This is a genomic window from Arthrobacter sp. AOP36-A1-22 (assembly GCF_052377615.1).
Lineage (GTDB): Bacteria > Actinomycetota > Actinomycetes > Actinomycetales > Micrococcaceae > Arthrobacter_H.
In genome coordinates this window covers 24,188-49,742 of record NZ_JBQSWX010000014.1, presented here as the reverse complement: position 1 = coordinate 49,742, position 25,555 = coordinate 24,188, and the positions used below count along the sequence as shown (strand labels likewise).

Sequence of the window (25,555 nt, the reverse complement as noted above, 5' to 3'; positions counted from 1 at the left end):
ACCGGACCGCGGCAGGAGGGGAGGATCCCCGAGGGGTGGAAGCCGTGAATTCGGCGACATTCAGAGGACCCTGGTTCATCGCGACGACGAAAAGGTGTCAAACTGGAAGGTGATGACTACTGCAACCGCCCGCATGCCCCTGACCATCCGCCAGGCCACGGAAGCCGACTACGACGAGATCGGCCGCATCACCGTGGACTCCTACCTGGCGGCGGGGCACTTCGAGGACCCCGACCACGAATACCTGCAGTTCGTCCGCCAGGTCGCCGACCGCCACGCCGCAGCCGAGATCCTGGTCGCCGAAAACAACGGGAAAGTCATCGGTGCGGTGACCCTGGTCCAGCCGGGGAACCCCTACGCCGATATCGCCGAAGCCGGTGAACTCGAATTCCGGATGCTGGTCGTGGACCCGTCCGTGCAGCGTTCGGGGGCCGGACGGACCATGGTCGAGGCGGTCATCGACCGGGCCCGGCAGCTCGACGGCGTGGACACGGTCTCACTGACCACCGGCGGGCATTGGGAAGCAGCCAACGCCCTCTACACGACGATGGGTTTCCAGCGCGCCACCGACCGGGACTGGTTCGTCCCCGACACCGACATCCTGCTCAAGGTCTACATCCTGCCGCTCTAACCGGCAGCGGCCCGGCCGGCCCAAGCAAGTAGGGTCGGCCCATGCCCACCGCGTCGCCCCGTGCCCGAAGGACCTACCCGGTCTTCGTGCTCCTGGCCTTCGTCTCGATGGTCGGGGACGCGATGGCGCTCTTCGCCCTGACCCTGGCTGCGGCCGACCAGCTCGGGTCCTGGGGTGTCACGATACTGTTCCTCACGGGGTTGATCCCCCCGATCCTGGCGGCCCCGCTGGTGGGCCGGCTGGTCGACGGGACGAACCTGCGCAGGATCTGGGTGGCCAGCCTGCTTGCCCACGTCCTGCTCTTCGCCCTGATGGCCCTCGTCGATGACCTGCGGGTCAGCCTGGTGTTGATGTGCGGGGCCAGCATCAGTGCCGTCATCAACGCCTCGGCGATCTTCAAACTCATTCCCTCCCTCCGGGGGCCGCTGCCGCTGGCGCGGGCCAGCAGCCTGATCGTCTCCGCCGGATCGTTGGCGGGCATCCTGGCACCGCCGATCGCCGCCCTCGCCTATACCGCCTGGTCCGTCCAACCGGTATTGGCCCTCAACGCCCTGGGCTTCACGGTGCTGGCCCTGGGGGCGGGGCTGGTGGTGCCGCGCCGTGCGGTGCCGGTCGACCTCAAGGAACCTCGCGCCGGTGGCGACGGAGCCGGAGCACGGATCCTGTTCACCGACCGGTTGCTGGCCCTCCTGCTGATCCCCATGGCCGCCGTCGTGCTGTTCACCTCCGCCGAAGGAGTCGCGGGGGTCTTCTATCTGCGCTCGGTGGCCGGGAACGACACCCTCTATGCGGTGATGCTCGGGGCCTGGTCGGTGGGCGCGCTCATCGGCGCCCTAACCGGCGGGAGCAGGTTCCTGGGGGCACGGGTGAGGACCCCGGTGCTCCTGGGCGGTGTGCTCATCGGCGCAGCCATCCTGGCGGAGGGGCTGTGGCCAGACGCCCTGGTCATCCTGGCGGTGTTCCTGCTGGGCGGATTCGGCAACGGGATGCACAACACAGGGGTGCGCAACGCCGTCTATGCCCGGATCCCCGAAGCCCACCACGGGGCCGCCTGGGCGTACCTGACCGTGGTCTTCAAGATCATGGTCGGGCTGGGGTTCCTGCTGGGAACCCCCGGCCTGGTGGTGGACAGCGACCGCCTGATCATCATCGCCGCAGGAACCGGCTCGTTGGCCGCAGTGCTCCTGGCCCTGGTGGGGATCAGGGCGGCGGACCGGCACCGGCGGACGCCGGTCCTGAACTAGACTGGTGGGGAAAACCCACCATCCATGAATTCGGGGAGATACATGCCTGCGATCAGTCGTGAGGAAGTTGCCCATCTGGCGCAACTGGCCCACCTGGAGATGAGCGAGACCGAGCTGGAGAAAATGGCCGGCGAACTCGGTGTCATCGTCAACGCGATCAAATCCGTGAGCGAGGCCGCCGGCGACGACGTCCCGGCCACCAGCCACCCGCTACCGCTGACCAACGTGATGCGCGAAGACGTGGTCGGCCGGACGCTGACGCAGGACCAGGCGCTGCAGAACGCGCCCGACGCCGAAGACGGCCGATTCAAGGTTCCGGCCATCCTGGAAGGGGAGTAGGGCATGAACGAGATCATCAAGCTCTCCGCCGCCGAACTGGCGGCAAAACTCCGTGACGGATCGCTCACCTCCGTCCAGGCCGTCCAGGCCCACCTGGACCGCATCGCAGCGGTCGACGGCGGGGACCGCGGGATCCACGCCTTCCTTCACCTGAACGGGGAGGAGGCGCTCGCCGTGGCCGCCGAAGTCGACGCGATTCGCGGCGCGGGAGGGGCCGAGGCCGAGGCGTTGCACCCGCTGGCCGGCGTACCGATCGCCATCAAGGACCTCATCGTCACCCAGGGCCAGCCCACCACCGCGGGCTCGAAGTTCCTCGAGGGATGGATGAGCCCCTACGACGCCACCGTGATCGAAAAGATCCGTGCCGCCAAGCTGCCGATCCTGGGCAAGACCAACCTCGACGAATTCGCGATGGGTTCCTCCACCGAACACTCGGCCTTCGGCGACACCCGCAACCCGTGGGACCTGGACCGCATTCCCGGCGGTTCCGGCGGCGGTTCCGCGGCGGCGCTGGCCGCCTACGAGGCGCCGCTGGCGCTGGGCACCGACACCGGTGGTTCGATCCGCCAGCCGGGCGCCGTCACCGGCACCGTCGGGGTCAAGCCCACCTACGGGTCCGTCTCACGCTACGGGGCCATCGCCATGGCCTCCTCGCTGGACCAGATCGGCCCGGTCAGCCGCACCGTACGCGATTCGGCCCTGCTGCACGAGCTCATCGGCGGGCACGACCCCAAGGATTCCACCTCCATCGATGCACCGGTCGGCGGACTTGCCGCGGCCGCCGAACAGGGCGCCACCGGGGACCTGACCGGTGTGCGCGTCGGGGTCATCCGCGAACTGCAGGGCGAGGGCTACCAGGCCGGGGTCCAGTCGCGCTTCGACGAGTCCCTCGAGGTGCTCAAGGCCGCCGGCGCGGAGATCGTCGAGGTCTCCTGCCCGAACTTCGAGTACGCGCTGGGTGCCTACTACCTGATCATGCCCTCGGAGGTCTCCTCCAACCTGGCCAAGTACGACGGCGTGCGTTTCGGCAACCGTGTCCTGCCCACGGAGGGGCCGCTGACCATCGAACGCGTCATGGCCTCCACCCGTTCGGCGGGCTTCGGCGACGAGGTCAAGCGCCGGATCATCCTGGGCACCTATGCCCTGTCGGCGGGCTACTACGACGCCTACTACGGGTCGGCGCAGAAGGTCCGTACGCTCATCCAGCGTGACTTCGAGGCGGCGTTCGCCCAGGCCGACGTCCTGGTGTCCCCGACCTCCCCGGTCGTCGCTTTCGAACTGGGTTCGAAACTCGACGACCCGCTGGCGATGTACCTCAACGACGTCGCCACCATTCCCGCCAACCTGGCCGGCATCCCCGGCATCACGGTCCCCGGAGGGCTCTCCGAGGGTCTGCCGGTGGGCATCCAGTTCCTGGCCCCGGCCCACGAGGACGCCCGGCTCTACCGTGCCGGCGCGGCCTTGGAGAAGCTGCTGGAGGACCGCTGGGACGGTCCGCTGATCAACCAGGCCCCCGAGCTGGCCGAATCGTCCAAGGAAGGTGTCGCCTGAGATGGCCCATGCAACTGAAGAACTCGTCGACTTCGACGAGGCCCTGGAGCGGTACGATCCGGTCCTCGGCTTCGAGGTGCACGTCGAGCTGAACACCGCCACCAAGATGTTCTCCGACGCCCCGAACGCCTTCGGCGACGTCCCCAACACCAATGTCACCCCGGTGGACCTCGGCCTGCCCGGCGTGCTGCCGGTGGTGAATAAGAAGGCGGTGGAGTACTCCATCAAGATCGGTCTGGCGCTGAACTGCCAGATCGCCGAGTACTGCCGCTTCGCCCGCAAGCACTACTTCTACCCGGACACCCCGAAGAACTTCCAGACCTCGCAGTACGACGAGCCCATTGCCTTCGACGGGTATCTGGACATCGAACTCTCCGACGGCAAGGTCTTCCGGGTGGAGATCGAGCGGGCCCATATGGAGGAAGACGCCGGGAAGCTGACCCATATGGGGTCGACCGGGCGCATCCAGGGCGCGGATTCCTCCTTGGTGGACTACAACCGGGCCGGCGTGCCGCTGGTGGAGATCGTCACCAAGCCCATCACCGGGGCCGGCGAGCGCGCCCCCGAGCTGGCCAAGGCCTATGTGGCGGCGATCCGCGAGATCGTGAAGACCCTGGATGTCTCCGACGCCAAGATGGAACGCGGCAACGTCCGTTGTGACGCCAACGTCTCGCTGATGCCCAAGGACGCCACGAAGTTCGGCACCCGCTCGGAGACGAAGAACGTGAACTCCCTGCGCGCGGTCGAACACACCGTGCGCTTCGAGATCGAACGCCACGCAGCGGTCCTGGACGCCGGCAACCTCGTGGTCCAGGAGACGCGCCACTGGCGGGAGGACACCCGGACCACGACGTCGGGCCGTCCCAAGTCGGACGCCGATGACTACCGTTACTTCCCCGAACCGGATCTGGTGCCGATCGTCACGACCCGCGAATGGGTCGAGGAACTGCGCGCCCAGTTGCCGGAGCCGCCGGCCGAACGCCGCAAGCGCCTGCAGGCCGATTGGGGCTATGCCGACGCCGAGTTCCGCGATGTGGTCAATGCGGGATTCCTGGACGCCATCGAAGAGACCATCGCCGCCGGTGCGACCCCCGCGGTGGCCCGCAAATGGTGGATGGGCGAGATCTCGCGACTGGCCAAGAACGCCGACGTGGAGCCGATGGACCTCGGGGTCACCCCGGCGACGATCATCGAGCTCAACCAGCTGATCGAAGCCAAGAAGATCAACGACAAGATCGCCCGCCAGGTCCTCGAATACGCAGTGGCAGGGGAGGGGACGCCGAGCGAGATCGTCGAGAAGCGGTCGCTGGCCGTCGTCAATGATGATTCAGCACTAGGTGCCGCGATCGACGACGCCATGGCCTCGATGCCCGATGTCGTCGCGAAGATCAAGGACGGCAAGGTCCAGGCCATCGGTGCACTCATCGGCCCGGTCATGAAGGCCACCCGCGGCCAGGCCGATGCCGGCCGCGTGCGCGAGATCGTGCTGGAGAAGCTCGGCGTCGAGGGCTGATCCGTCCCGGGCCCCGGTGGCCCGGACGCCGAAACACCTGCCGAGGGGCGGGCGGAGGACCTTCCGCCCGTCCCTCGGCCTCTGCCGGGTGTGTAGCGTGGTCCCATGACCGCCCACGGCGCAGGACAACGACCCGGATCCGGGGTTCCGGCCCATGATGTCGAGGTCACCGACGCCCTGGTCCGTACCCTGCTGTTCGAACAGCACCCCGGACTGGCCGGGTTGGACCTGGTCCGGGTGGCCAACGGCTGGGACAACATCGTCTACCGGCTGGGAGGGGAGCTGGCCGTGCGCCTGCCCCGGCGGGCCAGCGCCCACCAGCTGCTGCTGAACGAAGTCAGGTGGTTGCCCTTCCTGGCCCCGAGGCTGCCGTTGCCGATTCCGGCCGTGGTGCGCCGCGGCCGCCCGGGAAGCGGCTACCCCTACCATTGGGCCGTGGTGCCCTGGTTCGACGGGGAATCCGCCGCAAACCGTCCGGCTGCCGACCGGGATGGCTATGCCGCGGCCCTCGGCCGGTTCCTGCGCACCCTGCACGTTCCGGCCCCGGCAGACGCACCGCGCAATGCTGTCCGGGGCACCGCCCTGGCCACCCGGGCCGAGGCCTTCACCCGGCGACTGGCGGAAGCGGGCCGGCCGCTGCCCGGGCCCTGGCATGAAATCTTTGCCAACGGGGTGCAGGCGCCCGAACACCACGGCCCACCCCTGTGGCTGCATGGGGATCTGCATCCGCATAACCTCGTGACCGTGCCGGGTTCCGGCCCGGCGACGATTTCGGCGGTCGTGGACTTCGGGGACCTCACCGCCGGGGACCCCGCCTGCGACCTGGCGGCTGCCTGGCTGCATTTCACCCCGGCAGGCCGTGCCGCCTTCATCGCCGAACTCCCCCACGACGCGGACACCTGGGCGCGTGCCCGGGGATGGGCGGTGCACTTCGGGACCTTGATGGCTCTGATGCCCGAGGGCGACCCGCTGCACTCCGTGGGCCGGCATGCGCTGGGGCAGTTGGCAGTTGAGTGTGTCTGACGTGCATCATGGGAAGGGCAACGCATTCCGGCGTGGCCGGCACCGAACAGGAGAACACCAGCGGTCATGGCAACCCTAGATCCTGCTGTCGACTCCGGAATACGCAACGGTCGTGGTCATCGCGGCGATGATCTGCGGCGACTCAATACCGCGGCCGTCATGAAGCACGTCTTCGACCACCCCGGACTGTCTCGTTCGGAAGTCGCCCTGCAACTGGGGTTGAGTGCCGCATCGGTCACGAAAATGGTGGTGCAGCTGCTCGAAGCCGGCTTGTTGCGGGAGCTGGCACCACTCTCGGGCACCCAGGGGCGTCCGCGGGTGCCGTTGCAGGTCGATACGAAGACCCCGCTGGTGATGGGCATCCATCTGGGGCCTCGCACCACCGGCGTCGTACTCATGGGCCTGGACGGCAGCGAACATGCCTCGGTGTTGGTTCCCCATACCGGGATGCCACCGGAGGAGTCAATGGATTTGATCGTCGCGGCCGCCGATGAGCTGCTTGCGGAGGATACCCGCGGCCGGGTCGTCATCGGGACGGGGATCGCGACCGGCGGCATCGTGGATCGTGCCGCGGGACTGATCATCGACAACCCCGGCGCCGGGTGGAAGAACGTCGACGTCATGGCCCTGCTCGAGGGCAGGTTGCCCGGGCCGCTGATCCTGGAGAACAACGCCCGCGCAGCGGCCCAGTCCGAATTGCTCTACGGGCACGGGCAGCGGACCAACGACTTCGTGTTGATGGTGGTGACCGCCGATATCGGCTCGGTCATGGTCGATGCCGGCAGGATCCGGTCCGGGTTCAGCCAAACCGCTGGACAGATCGCCCATCTCTCCGTCGACGACGGTGCCCGACCCTGCCCCTGTGGCCGGACCGGATGCCTGGCGGTCATGGCGTCGGATGACGCCGTCGCAGACACCGCGGTGGAGCGAGGTCTGCAGGGGTCGCCGAACATCGACGAGATCCTGTTCCAGGCGGCGGAGGGGGAGTCGGGGGCCATCGCCCTGCTGGAGCAACGCAACCGGTGGGTCGGCCGGGCCGCAGCCCAGCTCATTGACATCCATGATCCCGAGCTGCTGGTGGTGGTCGGCACCCCGGCGGAATCACCCCTGGTGTTCGCTTCTCTCGTCGATGAAGTGGCCCGGAGGGCACAGACGGGTAAGAGAGCGGCCGAACGAGTGGTTCTTTCCACGGACCACGTCTTTTCGCTCTCCCTCTTCGCCGCGTCGACGCTGGTTGCCGCGGTGCTGGCGGACCCGTTGGGGATCACCGGGCTGGCCACTCCCGACCCGGTATAAGGCCGAGCCCAGGAATCGTGCAGGGCAGGACCGTGTCACTCGTTGCCGTGCACCGAGCCGGTTTCAGCTGTCGAAGCCGCCGGTAACCTCCTTCGCCATTTGAGGTACTTCCTTGACAGGCTCTGCCGTATCTGATTTATTTTAGAGCATAAATTAACTAGGTGAAGCGGATCACATCTTGTCGTGCTCCGCCGGAGACCACCTAATCAGCTCGATCACCACAGATCATTTGAACGGGAGTGGAGCATGCCGAAAAAGAAGATGTTTGCCTTGGTCGCGGCATCATCAGCGTTGATGCTGATGGCCAGCGGCTGTGCATCCGGTGCGGGGAACGCAGCGGGGGCCGGGGAGGAAAGCGCCTTGTCCTTCCAACTCAGCGAACCCAAGTCATTGGTGCCGCATGAGGATCCGGGCAGCCAGGTCGCCATGGCCACCTGCGCGAACCTGATGGAGGTGAACACCGAATCCCAGGAACTGGAACCACTGGCTGCGACCTCGGTGACCAGTGATGATGCCCAACACTGGAAGATCGAGCTGCAGGACGGATGGACGTTCCAGGATGGCGCACCGGTGACTGCCGACTCGTTCGCCAAGGCCTGGAACAAGACGGCCACCGGTTCCAATGCCTGGCAGGGCAACGGCTCCTTCACCGCCTTCGAGGGGTATAAGGACCTGAACCCGTCGGACGGCTCCAAGCCCACGACGGATGAACTTTCTGGTGTCGAGGTCGTTGACGACCAGCACCTGGAAATCGCACTCAACGCACCCAATGCCGACTTCCCCAAGCTCCTGAGCACCTCGGCCCTCTGCCCCTTGCCGGAACAGGCGTTCAGCGACCCGGAGGCCTATGAGGAGAACCCCGTGTCCAATGGGCCTTACCAGTTCGTCTCCTGGAACCACAACGAAGAAGTAGTGCTGGAGAAGTGGGACGGCTTCAAGGGGGCCGATGGCTTCTCCGGCGGCGCCGACAAGCTCACCGGCCAGATCTATACGGCGGTGGACGCGGCCTACACCGATATGACGGCCGGAAACCTGGACATGATCCGCAACGTGCCCGCCACGATGGTCTCCAAGGCCAAGAGCCAGTTGGGCGAGGATTCCCTCTACGAGGTCGAAACCGGCTCCAAACAGTACACGTTGCAGATCCCGGAGTACATCAAGGATTTGCGCGACCCGGATCTGCGGAAGGCCATCTCGATGTCCATCGACCGCGAATCCATCGCCAAGTCCCTATTGCAGGGCTACGCCTCGGCGTCGGACTCGCTGGTCCCGCCGTCGCTGGATTCCTATGAGGAAGGCGCCTGCGCTTCGTGCACCTTCGACGCCGACGAGGCGAAGAAGCTGCTGAAAAAGGCCGGTGGATTCGACGGAACCCTGGTGATCGAACACAACTCGGCATCCGACCAGCAGCTGGTCCAGGCCATCGCCAAGCAGATCAAGGAGAACCTGGGCATCAAGGTCCAGCTCAAGCCGGTTCTGGGTACCGAGCTGCAGTCGCGTCGCAACAACCAGGAACTCGATGGAGCCGTTTTCGGCCTCTGGGGCTGGTCCTATAAGAGCCCGGACCAGTACCTGAGCCAGTACGAAACGGGCGGCGACGGCAACGAGACCACGGGATATTCCAGTAAGCCGGTGGACAAGCTGGTCAGATCGGCACGGGCCTCGCAGGACGAAGCCACGGCAGCAAAGACGTACGCCGAGGCCGAGTCACTGATCGTCAAGGACATGCCGGCCATCCCGCTGTTCATTCCCACCGACTTCGGCTTGCACACCGAATGCGCTGATATGAAGGAAGTCCAGGGGGATCTGCAGTTCTACCGCGCGGGGTATGGCTGCTAGGTAGTGAATCATCCACGGGTCCGATGCGTCGCTGAGCAGTAGACACCGGCGCATCGGACCCCGTCCCACCACTCCCATCACACCGCGAAAGGACCATCCGCATGCTCGGCTACACCATACGCCGCATAGGGCAGATGATTCCGGTGGTCATCGGCGCCACCTTCCTGATCTACGCCTTGACCTTCCTCATGCCCGGAGACCCCATCGCGGCGTTGACCGGCGCCCGCCCCCTGCCCGAATCAACAGTGGCCCAGATCCGACAGGCCTACCATCTGGATGACCCGTTCCTGGTGCAATACGGAAACTACATGTGGGGCCTGTTGCACGGGAACTTCGGGATTGACTTCTTCGGTCGACCGGTTTTGGGCCTGATCCTGGAGCGACTGCCGACGACCTTCGCCCTGGCCCTGACGGCGTGGGTCCTGAAACTGGTGATCGGACTGGCCATCGGCGTCTACGGCGGGCTGCGTCACGGGCGTGCCGGGGACCACTTCGCACTGGTCTTCACCGTCGTGTTCCTCGGTGTGCCCGGATTCGTGATCGCCCTGGGCGCCCAGACGGTGTTCGGTGTCCAACTGGGCTGGGTCAACCCGGCGGGAATCAGTGCCGGGTGGCCGATGGCCTTCATCCTGCCGGCGTTGGTGATGGCCTTCGAAGCAGCCGCCGGCCTGGCACGACTGACCCGCACCTCGCTGGTGGGAGTCCTTCGGTCGGAGTACATGCGTACGGCACGAGCCAAGGGCCTTTCCCCGCGACGGGTCATCTGGGGCCATGCCCTGCGCAATGCCATGATCCCCGTGGTCACCTATCTCGGGCTGAGCCTGGCCGGGATGCTCGGCGGCGCAGTGATCATCGAGGCCATCTTCAACATTCCCGGCATCGGCGGGTTGATGGTGACCTCAATCAACAACAAGGAGGGGACCATCGTCGTGGGCATCGCCACGATGCTCGTATTGGTCTACCTCTTCTTCAACCTGCTCGTGGATCTCCTCTACGGCGTGATTGATCCGAGGGTACGAGTATGAGCCAGACCACCGAGCCGACCGCTTCCGCCGTTGCCGCCGGCGAACCGGCCACCTTCCCGCCGCGGCGGCGCAAGAAGACGAACCGGGGGCCCATCTGGTTGAGGCCGCGCTTCCTGATTTCAGGGACGATCGTGGCGCTGATGCTGCTCATGGCTGCTTTCCCCCAGCTCTTTGCCGGGTTCGGCAGCGACCCCAACGCGAACTGCAACGTGATGGAAACAAACCAGGCGCCCAGTAGCGAGCACATCTTCGGCGTCGACATCCAAGGATGCGATTACTACACGAACGTCATCTATGGTGCCCGCGCCTCGATCCTGGTGGGCATCGTGGTCACCGCGATCTCCTTCGTCGTTGCAGCCATTCTCGGAGCCCTTGCCGGCTACTTCGGCGGTTGGGTCGACGTCATCATCTCGCGGGCCTGCGACATGGCCTTCGGCCTTCCGTTCATCCTGGCGGCCATCGTCGTGTTGCAGCTGTTCAGCGAACGTACCGTCTGGACGGTGATCTTCGCGCTGGCCCTGTTCAATTGGCCAGGTGGCGTCCGCTTCATGCGCTCCTCCGTCATGGAGGTACGCAACCGAGAGTATGTCCAGGCCTCGATGCTGCTGGGTGCCAGCAAGACCAGGATCATCAAGTCCCACATCATCCCGAACTCGTTGACCCCGTTGCTGGTCCTGCAGACACTCGGAGTCGGCGGAGTGATTTCCGCCGAAGCGGGGCTGACCTTCATCGGCATCGGCCTCACCCCGCCCTCGGTGTCCTGGGGACTGCAACTGGCTGCGGCACGCGACTACATCTCCGCCGCCCCGCACCTGCTGGTCTTCCCGGCACTGTTCCTGACACTCACGGTGCTCGGCTTCGTGCTCTTCGGGGAAGCACTGCGCGATGAATTCGACCCGAAAGGCAAGTAAGTGAGAACGCAACAGACGCAACAACCCGACCCGGCGGGGGACCACCCGCTGCTCCGAGTCAGGGACCTCGACGTCGAATTCGACACTTCGAAGGGCATTGCCACCGCCGTCAGCGGCATGAACTTCACCGTCCAGCGCGGTGAGGCGCTGGGCATCCTGGGTGAATCCGGATCCGGGAAATCGGTCACCGCCCGAGCGGTGATGGGCATCCTGGACATGCCACCGGCCAAGGTCCCGCGTGGAGAAATCCTGCTTGAAGGGGAGGACCTTTTGACGATCAGTGCCAAACGGCACCGTGAACTGGTCGGATCCAGGGTCTCGATGGTCTTCCAGGATGCCCTGACGGCACTGAACCCCGTCCACCCGGTCGGACGCCAGATCGGTGAGTTGTACCGGGTCCACCGTGGATACTCCCGCAAGGATGCCAAGGCAGCAGCAATCGACATGATGGACCGGGTGCGGATCCCGGCCGCTGCTTCTCGGGTGAATGACTATCCCCACCAGTTCTCCGGCGGCATGCGTCAGCGCATCGTCATCGCCATGGCCCTTGCCCTGGACCCTGTGCTGCTGATCGCCGATGAGCCTACTACGGCACTGGACGTCACCGTTCAGGCACAAATCCTCGAGCTGCTCAAGGAACAACAGGTGGAGAGGAACATGGGGCTGATCCTCATCACCCATGACATCTCGGTGGTCAAGGAAGTCACCGATCAAGTGGCGGTGATGTATGCGGGACGCATCGTCGAGCATGGAGCCACCGATGAGGTGCTCAACCACCCGGGGCACCCCTATACCCAGGGACTCCGTGCATCGGTTGCCGGCGAGGAGCTGAAGGGGCAACGCTTGCCGGCGATTCCGGGCACACCACCGGATTTGCTGCGTTTGCCCGACGGGTGCTCCTTCGCCAACCGGTGCCCCTTCGTCACGGACGAATGCCTGGAACAGGTACCGCCGTTGGAGTCGGTGGGCGCCGGGCGTCAGAGCGCTTGTTTCCACACCGAGGAGGTCTTGGACCATGTCACTGCCTGAAGCAACGATCCAGAACGGTACGCCCGGGAGGGCGGCCGCCCCGTTGATGGAAATGCAGGGGATCAAACAGCACTATCCGGTACACCGCCATCTCCCGATCGGACCACAGAAGGTGGTCAAGGCCCTGGACGGGGTGGACCTGGACGTGCGTCCCGGGGAAACCATGGGCGTCATCGGGGAGTCGGGCTGTGGAAAATCAACGTTGGCCCGGGTCATGTCGGGTCTGGAAAAGCCGACCGAAGGGCGGGTGCTTTTCCGGGGGCAGGACATCAATGAGCTCAAAGGGGCGGAAAAGCGCGAGATGCGTCGGAACATCCAGCTGATCTTCCAGGATCCGTTCTCCTCGCTCAACCCGCGCATGACCGTTGAAGAGCTGGTCGGTGAGCCCTTCGCGATCCATTCCGAAATCGAGCCCCGGGCCGGGCGACGGAACAAGATCCGCGAACTCCTGGAGCTGGTCGGTTTGAACCCCGACCATGCGGACCGATACCCGCATAACTTCTCCGGAGGCCAGCAACAACGCATCGGGATTGCGCGGGGAATCGCGCTGAACCCCAAGATGCTCATCTGCGATGAACCGGTCTCGGCACTGGACGTCTCCGTCCGGGCCCAGATCGTGAACCTGCTCGACACGCTGCAAAAAGAGTTGGGCCTGAGCTACCTTTTCATCGCCCACGACCTGCAGATCGTCCGACACATCTCCGACCGGGTCGCCACCATGTACCTGGGCAAGGTCGTGGAACTGGGCCGCTACGACGAAGTCTACGACCGCACGGGCCACCCGTATACCCAGGCGCTACTCTCCGCGGCGCCGGAATTGCGCAAAAACGACGGTGCCGACCGCGAACGCATCGTGCTCCAGGGTGACCCGCCCTCGCCCATCGACCCGCCGTCGGGGTGTCGGTTCCATACGCGGTGTCCGCTGGCCCAGGCGATGTGTGTCGACCAGGAACCCGAGCCCGTCGAAATTTCCGGAACCCATGCCGCCCGATGCCATTTCGCCGACACAGTGTCGGCGCAGTGAAGGCAACCGGCGGCACCTGCGGCGACATTTTCATCAATAATTAAGGAGTTAGATTCGTGGATCTCAAAGTAGGAGTGGTCGGTTTCGGCCTGCGCTCGGGACTGTTCCGGCAGGCGCACCGCCCCGGTGAAGGGTCGGTCGTCACCATGGTGTGCGATACCAGCGAACGCGGCCGCGCAGATGCGGCAGCCAAACTGCCCGAAGCCACCGTCACCGCGGACCTCGATGATCTGTTGACGGCCGGACTGGACGCCGTTTTGGTACTGACCCCGGACAACCAGCATGCCGCCGTGGCTACGCGCACCCTGGAGGCAGGCATCGCCACGTTCTGCGAGAAGCCGTTGGACGTCACGCTCGAGGCCGTGGATTCCCTCCTCGACACTGCTTTCCGGACCGGGACCAAGCTCTACGTCGGACACAACATGCGCCATATGCCGGTGATCCGCCAGATGCGCGAGATCATCCAGGCGGGAACGATCGGGGAAGTCAAGGCCGTCTGGTGCCGTCATTTCGTGGGGAACGGCGGTGACTACTACTTCAAGGACTGGCATGCCGCGCGGGCGAACAGCACCGGTCTGCTGCTGCAGAAGGGCGCCCACGACATCGACGTCATCCACTGGCTGGCCGATGCCTACACGGAACGCGTATCGGCCGTCGGCACCCTGGCGGTCTACGGCGATGTGACGTCACGGCGGGATAATTCCGACCGGCGCATGGGCGACTGGTTCTCGCTGGAGAACTGGCCGCCGTCCGCGCAGCAGGACCTCAACCCGGTCATCGACGTGGAGGATGTTTCGATGATGAACATGGTGCTGGAGAACGGCATCCTGGCGTCCTACCAGCAGTGCCATTTCACCCCCGACTACTGGCGGAACTACACGGTGATCGGTACGCGCGGTCGATTGGAGAACTTCGGGGACCATGCGGGGGACCGGATCAAGGTGTGGACCAGCAGGACCCAGGACGGCTACGTGGAGGCCGACCAGGAGGTGGTCATCGCCGACGCCGATGGTGGGCATGGCGGGGCCGACCCGTTGCTGATCGGCGAGTTCCTGCGTTTTGCCACCGAGGGCGGCCCGACGGAGACCTCGCCGGTCGCCGCCCGGGCTGCCGTCGCGGCCGGGGTCCTGGCGACGGAGTCGTTGCGCGGGGACGGGGCGGCACGGGAGGTCCCGCCACTGGACGAAGGCTTGCTGCGGTATTTCGCGGCCAACCAAGAGCGGGAAACGGCGGATAAGTTCGCCCTGTGAAGTAGCCCGCATCTGTCCTAGGCTGGAAAACCGGACGAAAGGAGCACGACATGAAGAAGATCCTCATGGTCCTGACCAGCGTTTCCGAACTCGGCGATACGGGTGAAAAAACCGGATACAACGTCGCCGAAGCAGCGCATCCGTGGAAGGTGTTCGCCGATTCCGGTCATATCGTGGACTTCGCGTCCATCCAGGGCGGGCACCCTCCGCAGGACGTGGTCGACAAGGAGGACCCCATCCAGGTGGCCTTCACCGAAAGCGAGACCACGCGGGCCGGGCTCTACAACACGGCCCGGGTCTCGGTGGTCGATCCCGAGCAGTACGACGGCGTCTATCTGGTGGGCGGCCACGGCACCATGTGGGACTTCCCGGACAGCGAGGGCCTGCAGCAGCTGGTGGCCGGTGTCTATGATGCCGGCGGCGTCGTCGGGGCCGTCTGCCACGGACCGGCCGGACTGGTGAACGTCGAATTGGCCGATGGTTTCCGTCTGGTCTCCGGACGCAAGGTGGCGGCTTTCACCAACGAGGAGGAAGTCGCTGCCGGCAAGGACAAGATCATCCCGTTCTTCCTTGCCGACCGGCTCGAGGAGCAAGGGGCGACCCACGTCCAGGCCGACGTCTTCGAGGAGAAGGTGGTCGTCGATGACCGGCTGGTGACCGGGCAGAACCCGGCCTCGGCCGGCGGGGTGGCCAAGGAGATGGAAAAGCTCCTGGCCAATGTCATCCATCAGGAGAAGGCGGAGGAGGAATTCGAGGCCCACGCCCTGCGCGAAGCCAAGGACGCGGAGAAGGCCGCCGAGAAGGCCGCTGCGGAGGAAGCCGGGCACTGACACGTAGAGCTGACCGGAACACGGGGGACGGGCTGTCTGGAGGGCTCTCGGTCCCGTGACCATCCGATATGGGTCGATGGCCCCCCCGCACCCGTCGGCGTGGGGGCCATCGCCGGCTCTGCCGGCTACCTCACTTCCGTGGGGGAGGGCGCAAGAGAATGACGGCTGTTCCCAGGATCGTGGTCAGGACCGCCAGTGCGGAGGTGAGCCAGACCTGGTACGGCTCGTGCGTGCCGAATAGCGGGGGAATCGTCAAGATGAGGACCGCCGCAGCCACGGCGAATGCAAGGATGGCTCCTGGGAACAACCAGGTGGGTTCATGGCTCAGGGCGGCTCCTTGGAATCAGCTGGGAATGCCCATGATGCCCAGCATGGATTTGAGACAGGGACCAGGGTCTCGACGTCAGGTGGACCCTACCATGGCCGCAGGCCGTGGCCCTTGGGCTCGGAGCATGTGCGGAGGCCAGGCAGCAAATCCCGAGGAGGCAGCCGCCCTCCTCGGCAGTACGAACCGGGAGGCCGGGCGGGAGTGCCTTCGGCAATCAATGATCGTGGGTCTCCGCGGCGCGTTCGGCCATGGTCTCCCTCAGGGCGTCGGCGACCCGCCGTACCGAGAGCCGGCGCAACGACTCGGGACGGGCCAGCAGGTCGATGCGGCGCCGGTTGGCGATGCCCTCCAGTGGCAGCAGCACCACTCCCTGACCTACCGAGGCGCCTGCCGTGTAACGGGGGATGACCCCCAAGACGTTTCCGGTACCGACCAGCTCCGCGACGGTGGCGTAGTCGTTGATCCGGTGGACTATTTCGGGGGCACCGCCGGAGACGGCGGCAATGGCCCCCAGGATGTCCGCGGGGGAGTACCCCTCGCGGCTGACCGCCCATCGCTCACCCCTCAGGTCGGCGGGGGTCACGCTCCGGTGTCCTGCCAGCCGGTGTCCGGTGGGTACGGCGATGTCCAGCGGCTCGTGGGCCAGGGGCACCACGGAGACTTGTTGTCCGGGCCAGGGTGGGGTGTGGTCCATCCGGTGGGCCAGGACCAGATCATAGCGGGACGTCAGAGCCGGGAAATCGTCCTGGGCGACGTCCTCGTCGGAGAAGAGCAATTGCGGCCCCTGGGCCGCCTTCAACCGGGCCAACAGCGGCGCGAACAGGGACTGTCCGACCGAGTGGAAGCCGGCGAGGGTGACGGGGGCGGCGGCGTCGTTCTGGTAGTTTCCGATCGCCGCCCGGGCCTCGGCCATCGAGGAGATGACGGCGGCACCGGCGTTGGCGAGGATCCGGCCGGCCTCCGTGAGCACCAGGGTCCTGCCCTCCTTGCGGGTCAACGGGACGTCGACACCGCGTTGAAGCAGGGCCAATTGCTGGGACACCGCGGAGGGGGTCACGAACATCGAGGCGGCGACGGCCCGGACGCTGCCGAGGTCACCGAGTTCGCGGAGGATCTGCAACTGATGGACTTCCATTAGACCATCCTAAATCGTCGCTTCAGATAATGTCGTATGTTCTTAACCGTTGAAGTCGTCCTCCCGGTGTCAGACTGGGGACGGAGGCGGTGTTCGACTGCCGCCCGACGTCTGTAGCCAGTAAGGATCCCATGAAGGCACTGTATAAATCCGGTCCGCACGAGGGCCTGGAGCTTGTTGATCGTCCCGAACCCGTCACCGGCCCGCATGAGGTCAAGATCCGGGTGGAGACCGCCGGCATCTGCGGCACCGACCTGCACATCCTGGCCTATGACGATGCCGCCCGCTCCATGATCGACGCCCCGCTGATTCCCGGCCACGAGTTCTACGGCGAGGTCGTGGAGGTCGGCGAACTGGCGACCCACGTCCAGCTCGGCGACAAGGTCTCCGGCGAGGGCCACGTGGTCTGCGGGATGTGCCGCAACTGCCGCGCCGGACGACGACAGATGTGCATCAACACCGTCTCCGTCGGCGTCCAACGCGACGGGGCCTTCGCCGAATACGTGGTGATCCCCGAAACCAACGCCTGGGTCCACCGCGACGAATCCATCACCCCCGAACTCGGTGCCATCTTCGACCCCTTCGGCAACGCCGTGCACACCGCGCTGGCCTACCCGCTGGTGGGCGAGGACGTGCTGATCACCGGGGCCGGTCCGATCGGGCTCATGGCCGCCGAAGTCGTCCGCCATGCCGGGGCCCGCAAGATCGTCATCACCGACGTCTCCGCCGCCCGGCTGGACCTGGCCCGGAGCATGGGCATCGATCTGGCCGTGGATGTCTCCGCGAACCGGATCCGTGAGGCGCAACAGGAAATGGGCATGGTCGAGGGCTTCGACATCGGCCTGGAGATGTCGGGTCACGCCACCGCGCTGCCGGAGATGATCGACAACATGAACCACGGCGGCAAGATCGCCATGCTCGGTCTGCCCAGCACCGCCATCGACATCAATTGGGGCAAGGTCGTCACCCATATGCTCACGCTCAAGGGCATCTACGGACGGGAGATGTACGAGACCTGGTACGCCATGTCCGCCATGCTCGGTTCCAATGCCCAACTGCGCGAGCGCATCTCCTCCATCGTCACCGACCGGCTTCCGGCCACCGAATGGGAAGCCGGATTCGAAGCCGCCCGGGCCGGCCAAGGCGGAAAAGTCATTCTCGACTGGACCGTGTTCAACTAAACGTCTGTTCCGAAAGGAAGAACCATGTACTCCACCCTCAAGGACCAGCTCACCGCCGAACTGGCGGAAATCAGCGACGCCGGAACGTTCAAGCACGAACGCCGGATCGACTCCGCCCAGTCCAGCCACATCGCCGCCGGGGCCCTTGGCGCCCCGGCGCGCGCCGTGCTGAACTTCTGCGCCAACAACTACCTGGGGCTGGCCGATGACCCCCGGCTCGTCGAAGCGGCCAAGACCGCGCTGGATGAGCGCGGCCTCGGCATGGCCTCGGTGCGCTTCATCTGCGGCACCCAGGACCTGCACCTGGAACTGGAAGGGAAGGTCTCGGAGTTCCTGGGCACCGAGGACACCATCTTGTTCTCCAGCTGCTTCGACGCCAACGGGGGAGTGTTCGAATCCCTCTTCGGCCCTGAGGACGCCGTGATCTCCGATGCCCTGAACCACGCCTCGATCATCGACGGAATCCGTCTGAGCAAGGCAAAGCGGTTCCGCTATGCCAACCAGGACATGGACGACCTGCGCGGGAAGCTGACCGAGGCCGCGACCATGAACGACGGGGCAGGGCCCCGCCGATCGGTCATCGTCACCGACGGGGTCTTCTCCATGGACGGCTTCCTGGCCCCCCTGCAGGAGATCTGCGACCTGGCCGACGAATTCGGGGCCCTGGTGATGGTCGACGACTCCCACGCCGTGGGCTTCATGGGGGCCACCGGTGCCGGGACCCCGGAACACGCGGGGGTGTCGGAGCGGGTCGATATCTACACCGGGACCTTCGGCAAGGCCCTCGGCGGTGCCTCCGGCGGCTACGTCGCCGGTCGCTCCGAGATCGTGGCGATGCTGCGCCAGAAGGCCAGGCCGTACCTCTTCTCCAACTCGTTGGCCCCGGCCATCGTCGCCGCGACACTGAAGGCGTTGGAACTGGTCGTGGATTCGGGGGAGCTGCGCACCCGGCTGTTCGAGAACGCCGCACTGTTCCGTCGGCGGATGACCGAGGAGGGCTTCGAACTGCTCGACGGCGAACACGCGATCATCCCGGTGATGTTCGGTGACGCCGCGAAGGCCGCCGCCGTGGCCGACACGATGCTCGAGCACGGGGTGTACGTCACGGCGTTCAGCTTCCCGGTGGTCCCCCGCGATGCGGCCCGCATCCGCGTCCAGCTCTCGGCAGCGCATTCACCGGAGGACATCGAGGCCTGCGTGCAGGCCTTCATCTCCGCCCGGTAGCCGGGGCACCGCACCATGAAGGAGGCCGATCCGCAGTAGCGGATCGGCCTCCTTCGTCCCTGCCTACGGGTGGGTGGCGGTGTTCGGTGGCAGATCCGGCTCAACCGGGGCCGCGTGGACTCCATGCGGCTTCGCCTTGGCTGCCTTGCGTTGTCCACGCTTCTCCAGCCGGCCTTCGACCAGCTGGTACAACACCGGGACCAGGATCAACGTCAGTGCCGTGGAGGAGACCAGCCCACCGATGACCACGATGGCCAGGTCCTGGGAGATGAACCCGCTGGATCCGGTCACGCCCAGGGCCATCGGCGTCAGGGCGAAGATCGTCGCCAGCGCGGTCATCAGGATCGGACGCAACCGCTGCCGGGCCCCGTTGATCACGGCATCCCGGACGCTTTGGCCCTGGCGTCGGTACTGGTTGACCAGGTCGATCAGCACGATCGCATTGGTGACCACGATGCCGATGAGCATCAACAAGCCGATCATCGAGGCCACCCCCAACGGCTTGCCGGAGGCCAGCATGAGCAGGATCGCCCCGGTGGCCGCGAACGGGATCGACACCAGCAGGATCAGCGGCTGGAGCAGGGACCTGAACTCGGCCACCATCAGCAGGTAGACGATCGCGATGGCGACCAGCATGGCCAATCCCAGCTGCTTGAAGGAGTCCGTCTGCTGGGCGCTGACCCCACCGATCTCCACCGAGGCCCCCGCCGGCAGGTCGATGTCATCGACGGCGTCCGTGACCGAGGAGGTCACCGCTCCGAGTTCGCCATCTTCGGGGGTCAGCGAGACGGTGGCCACGAGCTGGCCGCCCTGGCGGCTGACCGAGGCGGGCACGCTGGTGGATTTGATGTCGGCGAGCTGGGAGAGCTTCTTCATCCCCGTGGCGCTGGGGACCGGGGAGTCCTTGAGTTCCTTCAATGTGGACACCGAGGTCCCGCTGTCGACGTAGACCGAGAGGTCCTTGCCGTCGAGCCGGATGCTGTCCACGGCCTGCGGGTTGGCGGCGGAGGCCACGATCCCCGAGACCTGCATTTCGGTCAGCCCGGACTTCGCGGCCTTCGCGCGGTCGACCACGACCTCGATCGTCGGTTGGTCGGCCGCCAGGTCGCTGGCGATATCCGTGGTGTGGGCGGTGTCCTTGAGCGCGGAGAGCACCTGGTCGGAGGCCTTGGTCAGGGCCTTCTTGTCGTCGTGGGCCTTGACGATCACGTCCACCGTGCTGCTGCCGTAGGCGGCAGCTTCCCCCACGGAGATGTCCTCGCCGTCGGGCAAGGCATCCAGGCGCTTCCGGATGCCCTCGCTGATGGCGCTCTGGTCCCCATCCGGATCGGTGTTCACCGTGTACGACGCCGAATCGGCGCCACCGCCGAGCATGGCGGCCAGGCCTTCGCCGCCCACCCCCGCGGTGAGCAGGACGCTCTCGACGCCGTCGGAATCCAGCAGGGCCTTTTCGGTGGCCTCGGCCTGGCTGCTGATCGTCTTCAGATCGGCCCCGGTCTCGAACTCCTGGGTGACCTGCAGGCTGTTCTGCCCGGTGCTGCCCAGGAAGTCGACCTTCAACAAGGGCAGGATGCCGGCGGTCAGGACCAGGATCATCACGGCGCCGACCAGTGTCCAGACCGGGTGGCGCTGGGTGCCACGCAGGATCGGCAGGTAGGCGCGCTGCAGCCGGCTCTTGCGTTCCTTCACCTCGGAGGCGGCGCGGACCTCTGCGGGGTCGACGTCCTGCTGGGGCTGGTGCATGAACCAGTAGGCGAGGATCGGGACGATGGTCAGCGCCACGAACAGCGAGGAGAGCATGGCGATGGCGACCGTGAGGGCGAAGGGCCTGAACAGTTCCCCGACCACATCGCCGACCAGGGCGATGGGAAGGAAGACCATGATCGTGGTCAGGGTCGATGCGGTGATCGCCCCGGCCACCTCCTTCACCGCGGTCAGGATGGCGTGGCGTTTCTCCTCGCCGTAGCCCAGATGTCGTTTGATGTTCTCGATGACCACGATCGAGTCGTCCACCACACGGCCGATGGCGATGGTCAAGGCGCCCAGGGTGAGCATGTTCAGCGAATAGCCGCCCACATTGAGTCCGATGAACGTCACCAGCACGGAGATCGGGATGGAGATCGCGGTGACCAGCGTCGAACGCACCGAGAGCAGGAAGACCAGGATGACGATGACGGCAAAGGCCAGTCCCAGCAGGCCCTCAATGGCCAGGTGGTTGATCGACTGCTCGATGAAGGGCGCCTGATCGAAGATCGGGGTGATGGCGGCGCCGGCGCCCAGCGCGTCCTTGAACCCATCGAGCTTGTCGTTGACCGCGTGGGAGATGGAAACGATGTCGGCATCGGGCAGCGCGGTGACCTGGACGGAGAGGCTGGGCTCGCCGTTGGTCCGGGTGATGGAGGTCTGCTTTTCGTTGGTCACCTTCACCGAGGCGACGTCGCCGATGGTTTTCACCGGCCCGCTGGCGGGGGCCGCGGGGGCGGCAGGGGCCTGGCCCTCCGGGGCCTTCGAGTCCTGACCCGGGGCACCCTGACCCGGGGCATCCTGCCCCGGACCCTCCTGGCCGAGGGCTCCCTGGCCGTCGGCACCGGCGGCCGGGGCGGAGGGCAGCAGGGGCAGTGACTTGAGCGCATCGAGGGATTCGATCGCGTTGCCGGCCTGGACCGACACCGACTGGTCGTCCTCGACGATGGTGCCTGCGGGCAGGGTCGTTCCATTGGCCTTCAGGGCGGAGGAGATCGCCTGCTGTCCCAGCCCGGCGGCAGCGAGCTTCTTGGCGTCGGGGTCGATCGTGATCCGCTGTTTCGTCTCACCGCTGAGCTGGACGTCACGGACCCCCTCGATGCCCTGGATCTCCGGCAGGACTGCCTTCTCCAGGCTGTGGCTCAGGTCTTCGGCGGAGGCGTCGGAGGACGCCGTCAACATGACCACCGGAATATCCGAGGTGCTGCCGGCCAGGATCTCGGGGTCGGCCCCTTCGGGGAGTTTCGAGGAGACCGAATCGATGGCCTCGCGCAGACTTGATTCGACCTTGTCCTGGTCCAGGCCGTATTCGGTGGACACCGTGATGGTGGACACCGACGGGGCCGAGGACGCGGAAACGGTTTCGACCCCGCTGACGCCCTTGACGGCCTTGGACAGCGGCAGGCTGATCTGTTCGTCGATCAGCTCGGGGCTGGACCCGACGGCGGTGGTCAGGATCGTGGTCTGGGGAATGCTGATCGGGGGGATCAGCTCCTGCTTCAGCGAACCCATCGACACGAAGCCGGCCACGGCGATGATCAGGGTCAGGAGCGCGACGACAGCCCGGTTGGCCAGACTGAGGCGGGCGAGATGGTGCACGAGTGGATCCTTCGGCAGGCAGGGGGACGATCAGCCGGTAAGCTGTGACCGAATAAGCATAGCTTGTGGCTAAGCATCAATGGGTATGGATGCTGCGGTCCAGGACGGAACGAGGGGCATGGACGAGCGGGAAGCACTGATGGGACGCATCGAGGCGCTGGAATCGAATGCCGACAGGATGAGTCGGGATGCCTCCCTGGAGGCGCTGCTCTCCCTGCCCCTGACCGTTCAGCAGCTCAAGGCCCTGGCCGTGGTGATCACCGCCAACGGGGATGCCACATCCCAGCGGATGTCCGAGATCCTCCACGTGTCCCTGGCCACGGTATCGGGGATCGTGGACCGGCTGGTCGGCCACGGGGTCGTGGAACGGATCCGCGATGAACGCGACGGCCGTTCACGCCGGCTGGTGGCCACCGATAGTGGCCGGCAGATGCTCCACTCGGTGATCATCGACGCCGACAGGTATCGCAAGGCCGCGATGGCCCGGTTGGCGGTCCCCGATCTGCGGGCCCTGGTCCAGGGGCTCGAGGCCCTGGCCGCCGTCGCCCTGGTCGACGGGGAGACCCCGCCGGGATCCCTCTAGCGGCGGTCGTGGGAGACGACGGCGAGGAAACCCCGCCCGGAGATCTCCGGGGGCGCCGCATCGTTGCCGATGACGGTGTCGAGCCGTTCAAGTCCGAGGGGTTCCTCCCCCGGACCGCCCGACACCACCGCGTTGCCGTGGAGGAACACCGCGTGCTGGTCGTCGAAGACCGGGTGCGGGCGCTTCTTCGACAGTTCGAGGATGACCACGTGGCCCCGGTGGCCGGGCCCGGTGATCAGGTTCAGATCCCTGATCGGGCCCTCCGGCAGGGTGGCCCCGGTGTCCGCCCCGCCCTCGAAACGGAACGGCCGGTACTTCTGCAACCCGTGGTCGACGCCGTCGATGGTGAGCAGCATGAATTCCCCCTCGATGACCGTCAGGATCCTTTCGCACCCCGGGAACGCGGAGAAGGCGCCTGCGCGGGAGACCTCGGCGACGCTGAGACGCCAATTCCAGTCGGTACCGGGGGCCGGGGCCCCGGTACCGGATCCCGGCGGCTGTGAACGGGCGATCTCCACGGTGGAGCCACCCCCGTTGCGCCAGCGTTCGGCGCACAGGGAGGCGAAACGGATCAGGTGGGCCGGGGTGGGGGTGCTCATGCGCAGGTCCTGACGTCGGGGGTGTGGCGACTACTGTAGTGCCGACTCCGCGGCACCGTTGGCTGCTGCCAGCACCGTACCGTCGGCGACCAGGGTGTGGACCGCCTCGATTTCGGGGGCGAGGTAGCGGTCGGTGCCCGGGCCTTCAACCACCTGGCGGATCGCCGTGCGCACGGCGTCGACGACCGGGGAGGACTTCGAGGTCGCCAGACCGCCGTCGCGCATGTCCAGGGCGCGGGCGCTGGTGAGCAGCTCCACGGCCAGCACCCGCTGCAGGCCGTCGATCGAACGGCGCAGCTTCAACCCGGCGGACCACCCCATCGAGACGTGGTCCTCCTGCATGGCCGAACTCGGGATCGAGTCCACGGAGGCGGGGACGGCCAGGCGCTTGAGTTCGGAGACGATTCCGGCCTGGGTGTATTGGGCGATCATGTGCCCGGAGTCCACCCCGGGATCATCGGCGAGGAAGGCGTTGAGCCCGTGGCTGCGGGCCTTGTCCAGGAACCGGTCGGTGCGTCGCTCGGCGATGGAGGCCAGATCGGCCACGGCGATGGCGAGGAAATCCAGGACGTAGCCGACCGGGGCGCCGTGGAAGTTGCCGTTGGATTCGACCCGTCCGTCGGTGGTGACCACCGGGTTGTCGATGGCCGAGGCCAATTCCAGTTCGGCCACGGATTCGGCGTGGGCCAGGGTGGCGCGCACGGCGCCATGGACCTGGGGGGCGCAGCGCAGCGAGTAGGCGTCCTGCACGCGGGTGAAGGCGTGCGAGCCTTCCTTCTGTTCGGCAATCAGTGTTGAACCGGACAGTACGGCGCGCATGTTCGCGGCCGAGGTGATCTGCCCCGGATGCGGGCGCAGGGCGTGCAGATCGGCGGCGAAGACATCGTCGGTGCCCAGCAGACCCTCGATGCTCATGGCCGCGGACAGGTCGGCGGTGGCGACCAGGCGGTGCAGGTCCTCGGCGGCCATCAGCAGCATCCCCAACATGCCGTCGGTGCCGTTGATCAGTGCCAGGCCTTCCTTTTCGGCCAGTACGATCGGTTCGAGGCCGGCGGCGGCCAGGGCCTCGGAGGCCTCGACGCGTTCCCCGGCGGCGTTGTGGACCTTGCCCTCGCCCATGACGGCCAGCGCGCAGTGCGACAGTGGCGCCAGATCCCCGGAACAACCCAACGAACCGTATTCCCCCACGACCGGGGTGATTCCGGCATTGAGCACTGCGGCGTAGGCGCGGGCGACCTCGGGGCGGACCCCGGTCCGCCCGGTGGTCATGGTGTGCAGGCGGTTGAGCATCAGTCCCCGCACGATCTCCCGGTCGACTTCGGCGCCGGAGGAGGCGGCATGGGAGCGGATGAGTGAACGCTGCAGCTGGGCCCGGAGCTCGACCGGGATCTGCTTGGTGGCCAGGGCGCCGAAGCCGGTGGAGACCCCGTAATGCGGCCGGGTGTCGGTGACCAGCCCGTCGATGACCCGACGGGATTCGGCCATGGCGGACAGCGATTCCCCGGAGATCTCGACCCGTGCCTCATGACGGGCGACCTGCACGACGTCGTGGGCGGCCAGTGGCGCTGGGCTCAGGGTGATGGTCTCTGCCATGGGGTGTTCCTCTCGTTGGGTGCCTCCCGGATAGAAGGGCTTGCCAAGTAGTGGCATTCACGTTT

General features: G+C 66.2%; 21 protein-coding genes. 17 read left to right on the top strand and 4 right to left on the bottom strand.

The genetic code is table 11. From position 1 onward, the window contains the following. Window positions 1-112: 112 nt before the first annotated feature. From ACT3S2_RS09895 to ACT3S2_RS09830, 14 genes are all read left to right on the top strand, one after another. On the top strand, window positions 113-631 hold the full coding sequence (locus tag ACT3S2_RS09895) for a GNAT family N-acetyltransferase (protein WP_444561639.1): 519 nt from the start codon (window positions 113-115) through the stop codon (window positions 629-631). Window positions 632-672: 41 nt separating this feature from the next. After that, entirely contained in the window at window positions 673-1,875 is a 1,203-nt protein-coding gene (locus tag ACT3S2_RS09890) for an MFS transporter (RefSeq protein WP_444561638.1), read from the top strand. Between the two features lie 42 nt (window positions 1,876-1,917). After that, window positions 1,918-2,214, top strand: coding sequence for an Asp-tRNA(Asn)/Glu-tRNA(Gln) amidotransferase subunit GatC (gene gatC / locus ACT3S2_RS09885; RefSeq protein ID WP_444561637.1), 297 nt, complete (start codon window positions 1,918-1,920; stop codon window positions 2,212-2,214). Window positions 2,215-2,217: 3 nt separating this feature from the next. Beyond that, window positions 2,218-3,765, top strand: a complete 1,548-nt coding sequence (gatA, locus tag ACT3S2_RS09880; RefSeq protein WP_444561636.1) for an Asp-tRNA(Asn)/Glu-tRNA(Gln) amidotransferase subunit GatA — start codon at window positions 2,218-2,220, stop codon at window positions 3,763-3,765. Between the two features lies 1 nt (window position 3,766). Continuing rightward, the gene (gene gatB, locus ACT3S2_RS09875) at window positions 3,767-5,278 is read left to right on the top strand and encodes an Asp-tRNA(Asn)/Glu-tRNA(Gln) amidotransferase subunit GatB (protein ID WP_444561635.1); all 1,512 of its coding nucleotides are present in this window, start codon (window positions 3,767-3,769) and stop codon (window positions 5,276-5,278) included. 105 nt (window positions 5,279-5,383) lie between these two features. Further along, on the top strand, window positions 5,384-6,301 hold the full coding sequence (locus ACT3S2_RS09870) for an aminoglycoside phosphotransferase family protein (RefSeq protein WP_444561634.1): 918 nt from the start codon (window positions 5,384-5,386) through the stop codon (window positions 6,299-6,301). A gap of 66 nt (window positions 6,302-6,367) precedes the next feature. After that, window positions 6,368-7,597: an ROK family transcriptional regulator gene (locus ACT3S2_RS09865; protein WP_444561633.1), complete on the top strand. Its 1,230-nt coding sequence runs from the start codon at window positions 6,368-6,370 to the stop codon at window positions 7,595-7,597. 246 nt (window positions 7,598-7,843) lie between these two features. Then, window positions 7,844-9,436 (top strand): peptide ABC transporter substrate-binding protein, encoded by a 1,593-nt coding sequence (locus ACT3S2_RS09860; protein ID WP_444561632.1) that lies wholly within the window; start codon window positions 7,844-7,846, stop codon window positions 9,434-9,436. Between the two features lie 101 nt (window positions 9,437-9,537). After that, entirely contained in the window at window positions 9,538-10,461 is a 924-nt protein-coding gene (locus ACT3S2_RS09855) for an ABC transporter permease (RefSeq protein WP_444561631.1), read from the top strand. Continuing rightward, complete coding sequence (locus tag ACT3S2_RS09850; protein ID WP_444561630.1) at window positions 10,458-11,372, top strand: ABC transporter permease; 915 nt, start codon at window positions 10,458-10,460, stop codon at window positions 11,370-11,372. The genes ACT3S2_RS09855 and ACT3S2_RS09850 overlap by 4 nt, the downstream gene beginning before the upstream one ends. Continuing rightward, window positions 11,373-12,401, top strand: coding sequence for an ABC transporter ATP-binding protein (locus tag ACT3S2_RS09845; RefSeq protein ID WP_444561629.1), 1,029 nt, complete (start codon window positions 11,373-11,375; stop codon window positions 12,399-12,401). Continuing rightward, entirely contained in the window at window positions 12,388-13,425 is a 1,038-nt protein-coding gene (locus ACT3S2_RS09840; protein ID WP_444561628.1) for an ABC transporter ATP-binding protein, read from the top strand. Before ACT3S2_RS09845 ends, ACT3S2_RS09840 begins: the two co-directional genes overlap by 14 nt. 56 nt (window positions 13,426-13,481) lie before the next feature. Further along, a complete protein-coding gene (locus ACT3S2_RS09835; RefSeq protein ID WP_444561627.1) occupies window positions 13,482-14,675 on the top strand; it encodes a Gfo/Idh/MocA family protein in 1,194 nt (397 codons plus the stop codon). A 50-nt stretch (window positions 14,676-14,725) separates the two neighbouring features. After that, window positions 14,726-15,505, top strand: a complete 780-nt coding sequence (locus ACT3S2_RS09830) for a type 1 glutamine amidotransferase domain-containing protein (protein ID WP_444561626.1) — start codon at window positions 14,726-14,728, stop codon at window positions 15,503-15,505. Window positions 15,506-16,047: 542 nt separating this feature from the next. On the opposite strand, the gene ACT3S2_RS09825 is transcribed toward ACT3S2_RS09830, so the two are convergent. Continuing rightward, window positions 16,048-16,968, bottom strand: coding sequence for a LysR family transcriptional regulator (locus ACT3S2_RS09825; RefSeq protein WP_444561625.1), 921 nt, complete (start codon window positions 16,966-16,968; stop codon window positions 16,048-16,050). 131 nt (window positions 16,969-17,099) lie between these two features. Here ACT3S2_RS09825 and tdh point away from each other — a divergent pair, with 131 nt between their 5' ends. Next, window positions 17,100-18,149: an L-threonine 3-dehydrogenase gene (tdh, locus tag ACT3S2_RS09820; protein ID WP_444561624.1), complete on the top strand. Its 1,050-nt coding sequence runs from the start codon at window positions 17,100-17,102 to the stop codon at window positions 18,147-18,149. Between the two features lie 24 nt (window positions 18,150-18,173). Further along, on the top strand, window positions 18,174-19,373 hold the full coding sequence (locus tag ACT3S2_RS09815; RefSeq protein WP_444561623.1) for a glycine C-acetyltransferase: 1,200 nt from the start codon (window positions 18,174-18,176) through the stop codon (window positions 19,371-19,373). A 63-nt stretch (window positions 19,374-19,436) separates the two neighbouring features. Here the strand turns inward: ACT3S2_RS09815 and ACT3S2_RS09810 are convergent, their stop codons facing one another. Continuing rightward, window positions 19,437-22,715: an efflux RND transporter permease subunit gene (locus ACT3S2_RS09810; protein WP_444561622.1), complete on the bottom strand. Its 3,279-nt coding sequence runs from the start codon at window positions 22,713-22,715 to the stop codon at window positions 19,437-19,439. Window positions 22,716-22,833: 118 nt separating this feature from the next. Here ACT3S2_RS09810 and ACT3S2_RS09805 point away from each other — a divergent pair, with 118 nt between their 5' ends. Continuing rightward, entirely contained in the window at window positions 22,834-23,298 is a 465-nt protein-coding gene (locus ACT3S2_RS09805) for a MarR family winged helix-turn-helix transcriptional regulator (RefSeq protein WP_444561621.1), read from the top strand. Here ACT3S2_RS09805 and ACT3S2_RS09800 read toward each other — a convergent pair. Both ACT3S2_RS09800 and hutH read right to left on the bottom strand, forming a co-directional pair. Then, on the bottom strand, window positions 23,295-23,897 hold the full coding sequence (locus tag ACT3S2_RS09800) for a HutD/Ves family protein (protein WP_444561620.1): 603 nt from the start codon (window positions 23,895-23,897) through the stop codon (window positions 23,295-23,297). The genes ACT3S2_RS09805 and ACT3S2_RS09800 overlap by 4 nt on opposite strands. 30 nt (window positions 23,898-23,927) lie before the next feature. Further along, complete coding sequence (gene hutH / locus ACT3S2_RS09795; protein WP_444561619.1) at window positions 23,928-25,490, bottom strand: histidine ammonia-lyase; 1,563 nt, start codon at window positions 25,488-25,490, stop codon at window positions 23,928-23,930. Window positions 25,491-25,555 lie beyond the last annotated feature (65 nt).

Excerpts from the sequence above, each read along its gene's own strand:
- ACT3S2_RS09895 (WP_444561639.1), top strand. The coding sequence starts at position 113 with ATGACTACTGCAACCGCCCGCATGCCCCTGACCATCCGCCAGGCCACG.
- ACT3S2_RS09890 (WP_444561638.1), top strand. The coding sequence starts at position 673 with ATGCCCACCGCGTCGCCCCGTGCCCGAAGGACCTACCCGGTCTTCGTG.
- gatC (WP_444561637.1), top strand. The coding sequence starts at position 1,918 with ATGCCTGCGATCAGTCGTGAGGAAGTTGCCCATCTGGCGCAACTGGCC.
- gatA (WP_444561636.1), top strand. The coding sequence starts at position 2,218 with ATGAACGAGATCATCAAGCTCTCCGCCGCCGAACTGGCGGCAAAACTC.
- gatB (WP_444561635.1), top strand. The coding sequence starts at position 3,767 with ATGGCCCATGCAACTGAAGAACTCGTCGACTTCGACGAGGCCCTGGAG.
- ACT3S2_RS09870 (WP_444561634.1), top strand. The coding sequence starts at position 5,384 with ATGACCGCCCACGGCGCAGGACAACGACCCGGATCCGGGGTTCCGGCC.
- ACT3S2_RS09865 (WP_444561633.1), top strand. The coding sequence starts at position 6,368 with ATGGCAACCCTAGATCCTGCTGTCGACTCCGGAATACGCAACGGTCGT.
- ACT3S2_RS09860 (WP_444561632.1), top strand. The coding sequence starts at position 7,844 with ATGCCGAAAAAGAAGATGTTTGCCTTGGTCGCGGCATCATCAGCGTTG.
- ACT3S2_RS09855 (WP_444561631.1), top strand. The coding sequence starts at position 9,538 with ATGCTCGGCTACACCATACGCCGCATAGGGCAGATGATTCCGGTGGTC.
- ACT3S2_RS09850 (WP_444561630.1), top strand. The coding sequence starts at position 10,458 with ATGAGCCAGACCACCGAGCCGACCGCTTCCGCCGTTGCCGCCGGCGAA.
- ACT3S2_RS09840 (WP_444561628.1), top strand. The coding sequence starts at position 12,388 with ATGTCACTGCCTGAAGCAACGATCCAGAACGGTACGCCCGGGAGGGCG.
- ACT3S2_RS09830 (WP_444561626.1), top strand. The coding sequence starts at position 14,726 with ATGAAGAAGATCCTCATGGTCCTGACCAGCGTTTCCGAACTCGGCGAT.
- ACT3S2_RS09825 (WP_444561625.1), bottom strand. The coding sequence starts at position 16,968 with ATGGAAGTCCATCAGTTGCAGATCCTCCGCGAACTCGGTGACCTCGGC.
- tdh (WP_444561624.1), top strand. The coding sequence starts at position 17,100 with ATGAAGGCACTGTATAAATCCGGTCCGCACGAGGGCCTGGAGCTTGTT.
- ACT3S2_RS09815 (WP_444561623.1), top strand. The coding sequence starts at position 18,174 with ATGTACTCCACCCTCAAGGACCAGCTCACCGCCGAACTGGCGGAAATC.
- ACT3S2_RS09805 (WP_444561621.1), top strand. The coding sequence starts at position 22,834 with ATGGACGAGCGGGAAGCACTGATGGGACGCATCGAGGCGCTGGAATCG.
- ACT3S2_RS09800 (WP_444561620.1), bottom strand. The coding sequence starts at position 23,897 with ATGAGCACCCCCACCCCGGCCCACCTGATCCGTTTCGCCTCCCTGTGC.
- hutH (WP_444561619.1), bottom strand. The coding sequence starts at position 25,490 with ATGGCAGAGACCATCACCCTGAGCCCAGCGCCACTGGCCGCCCACGAC.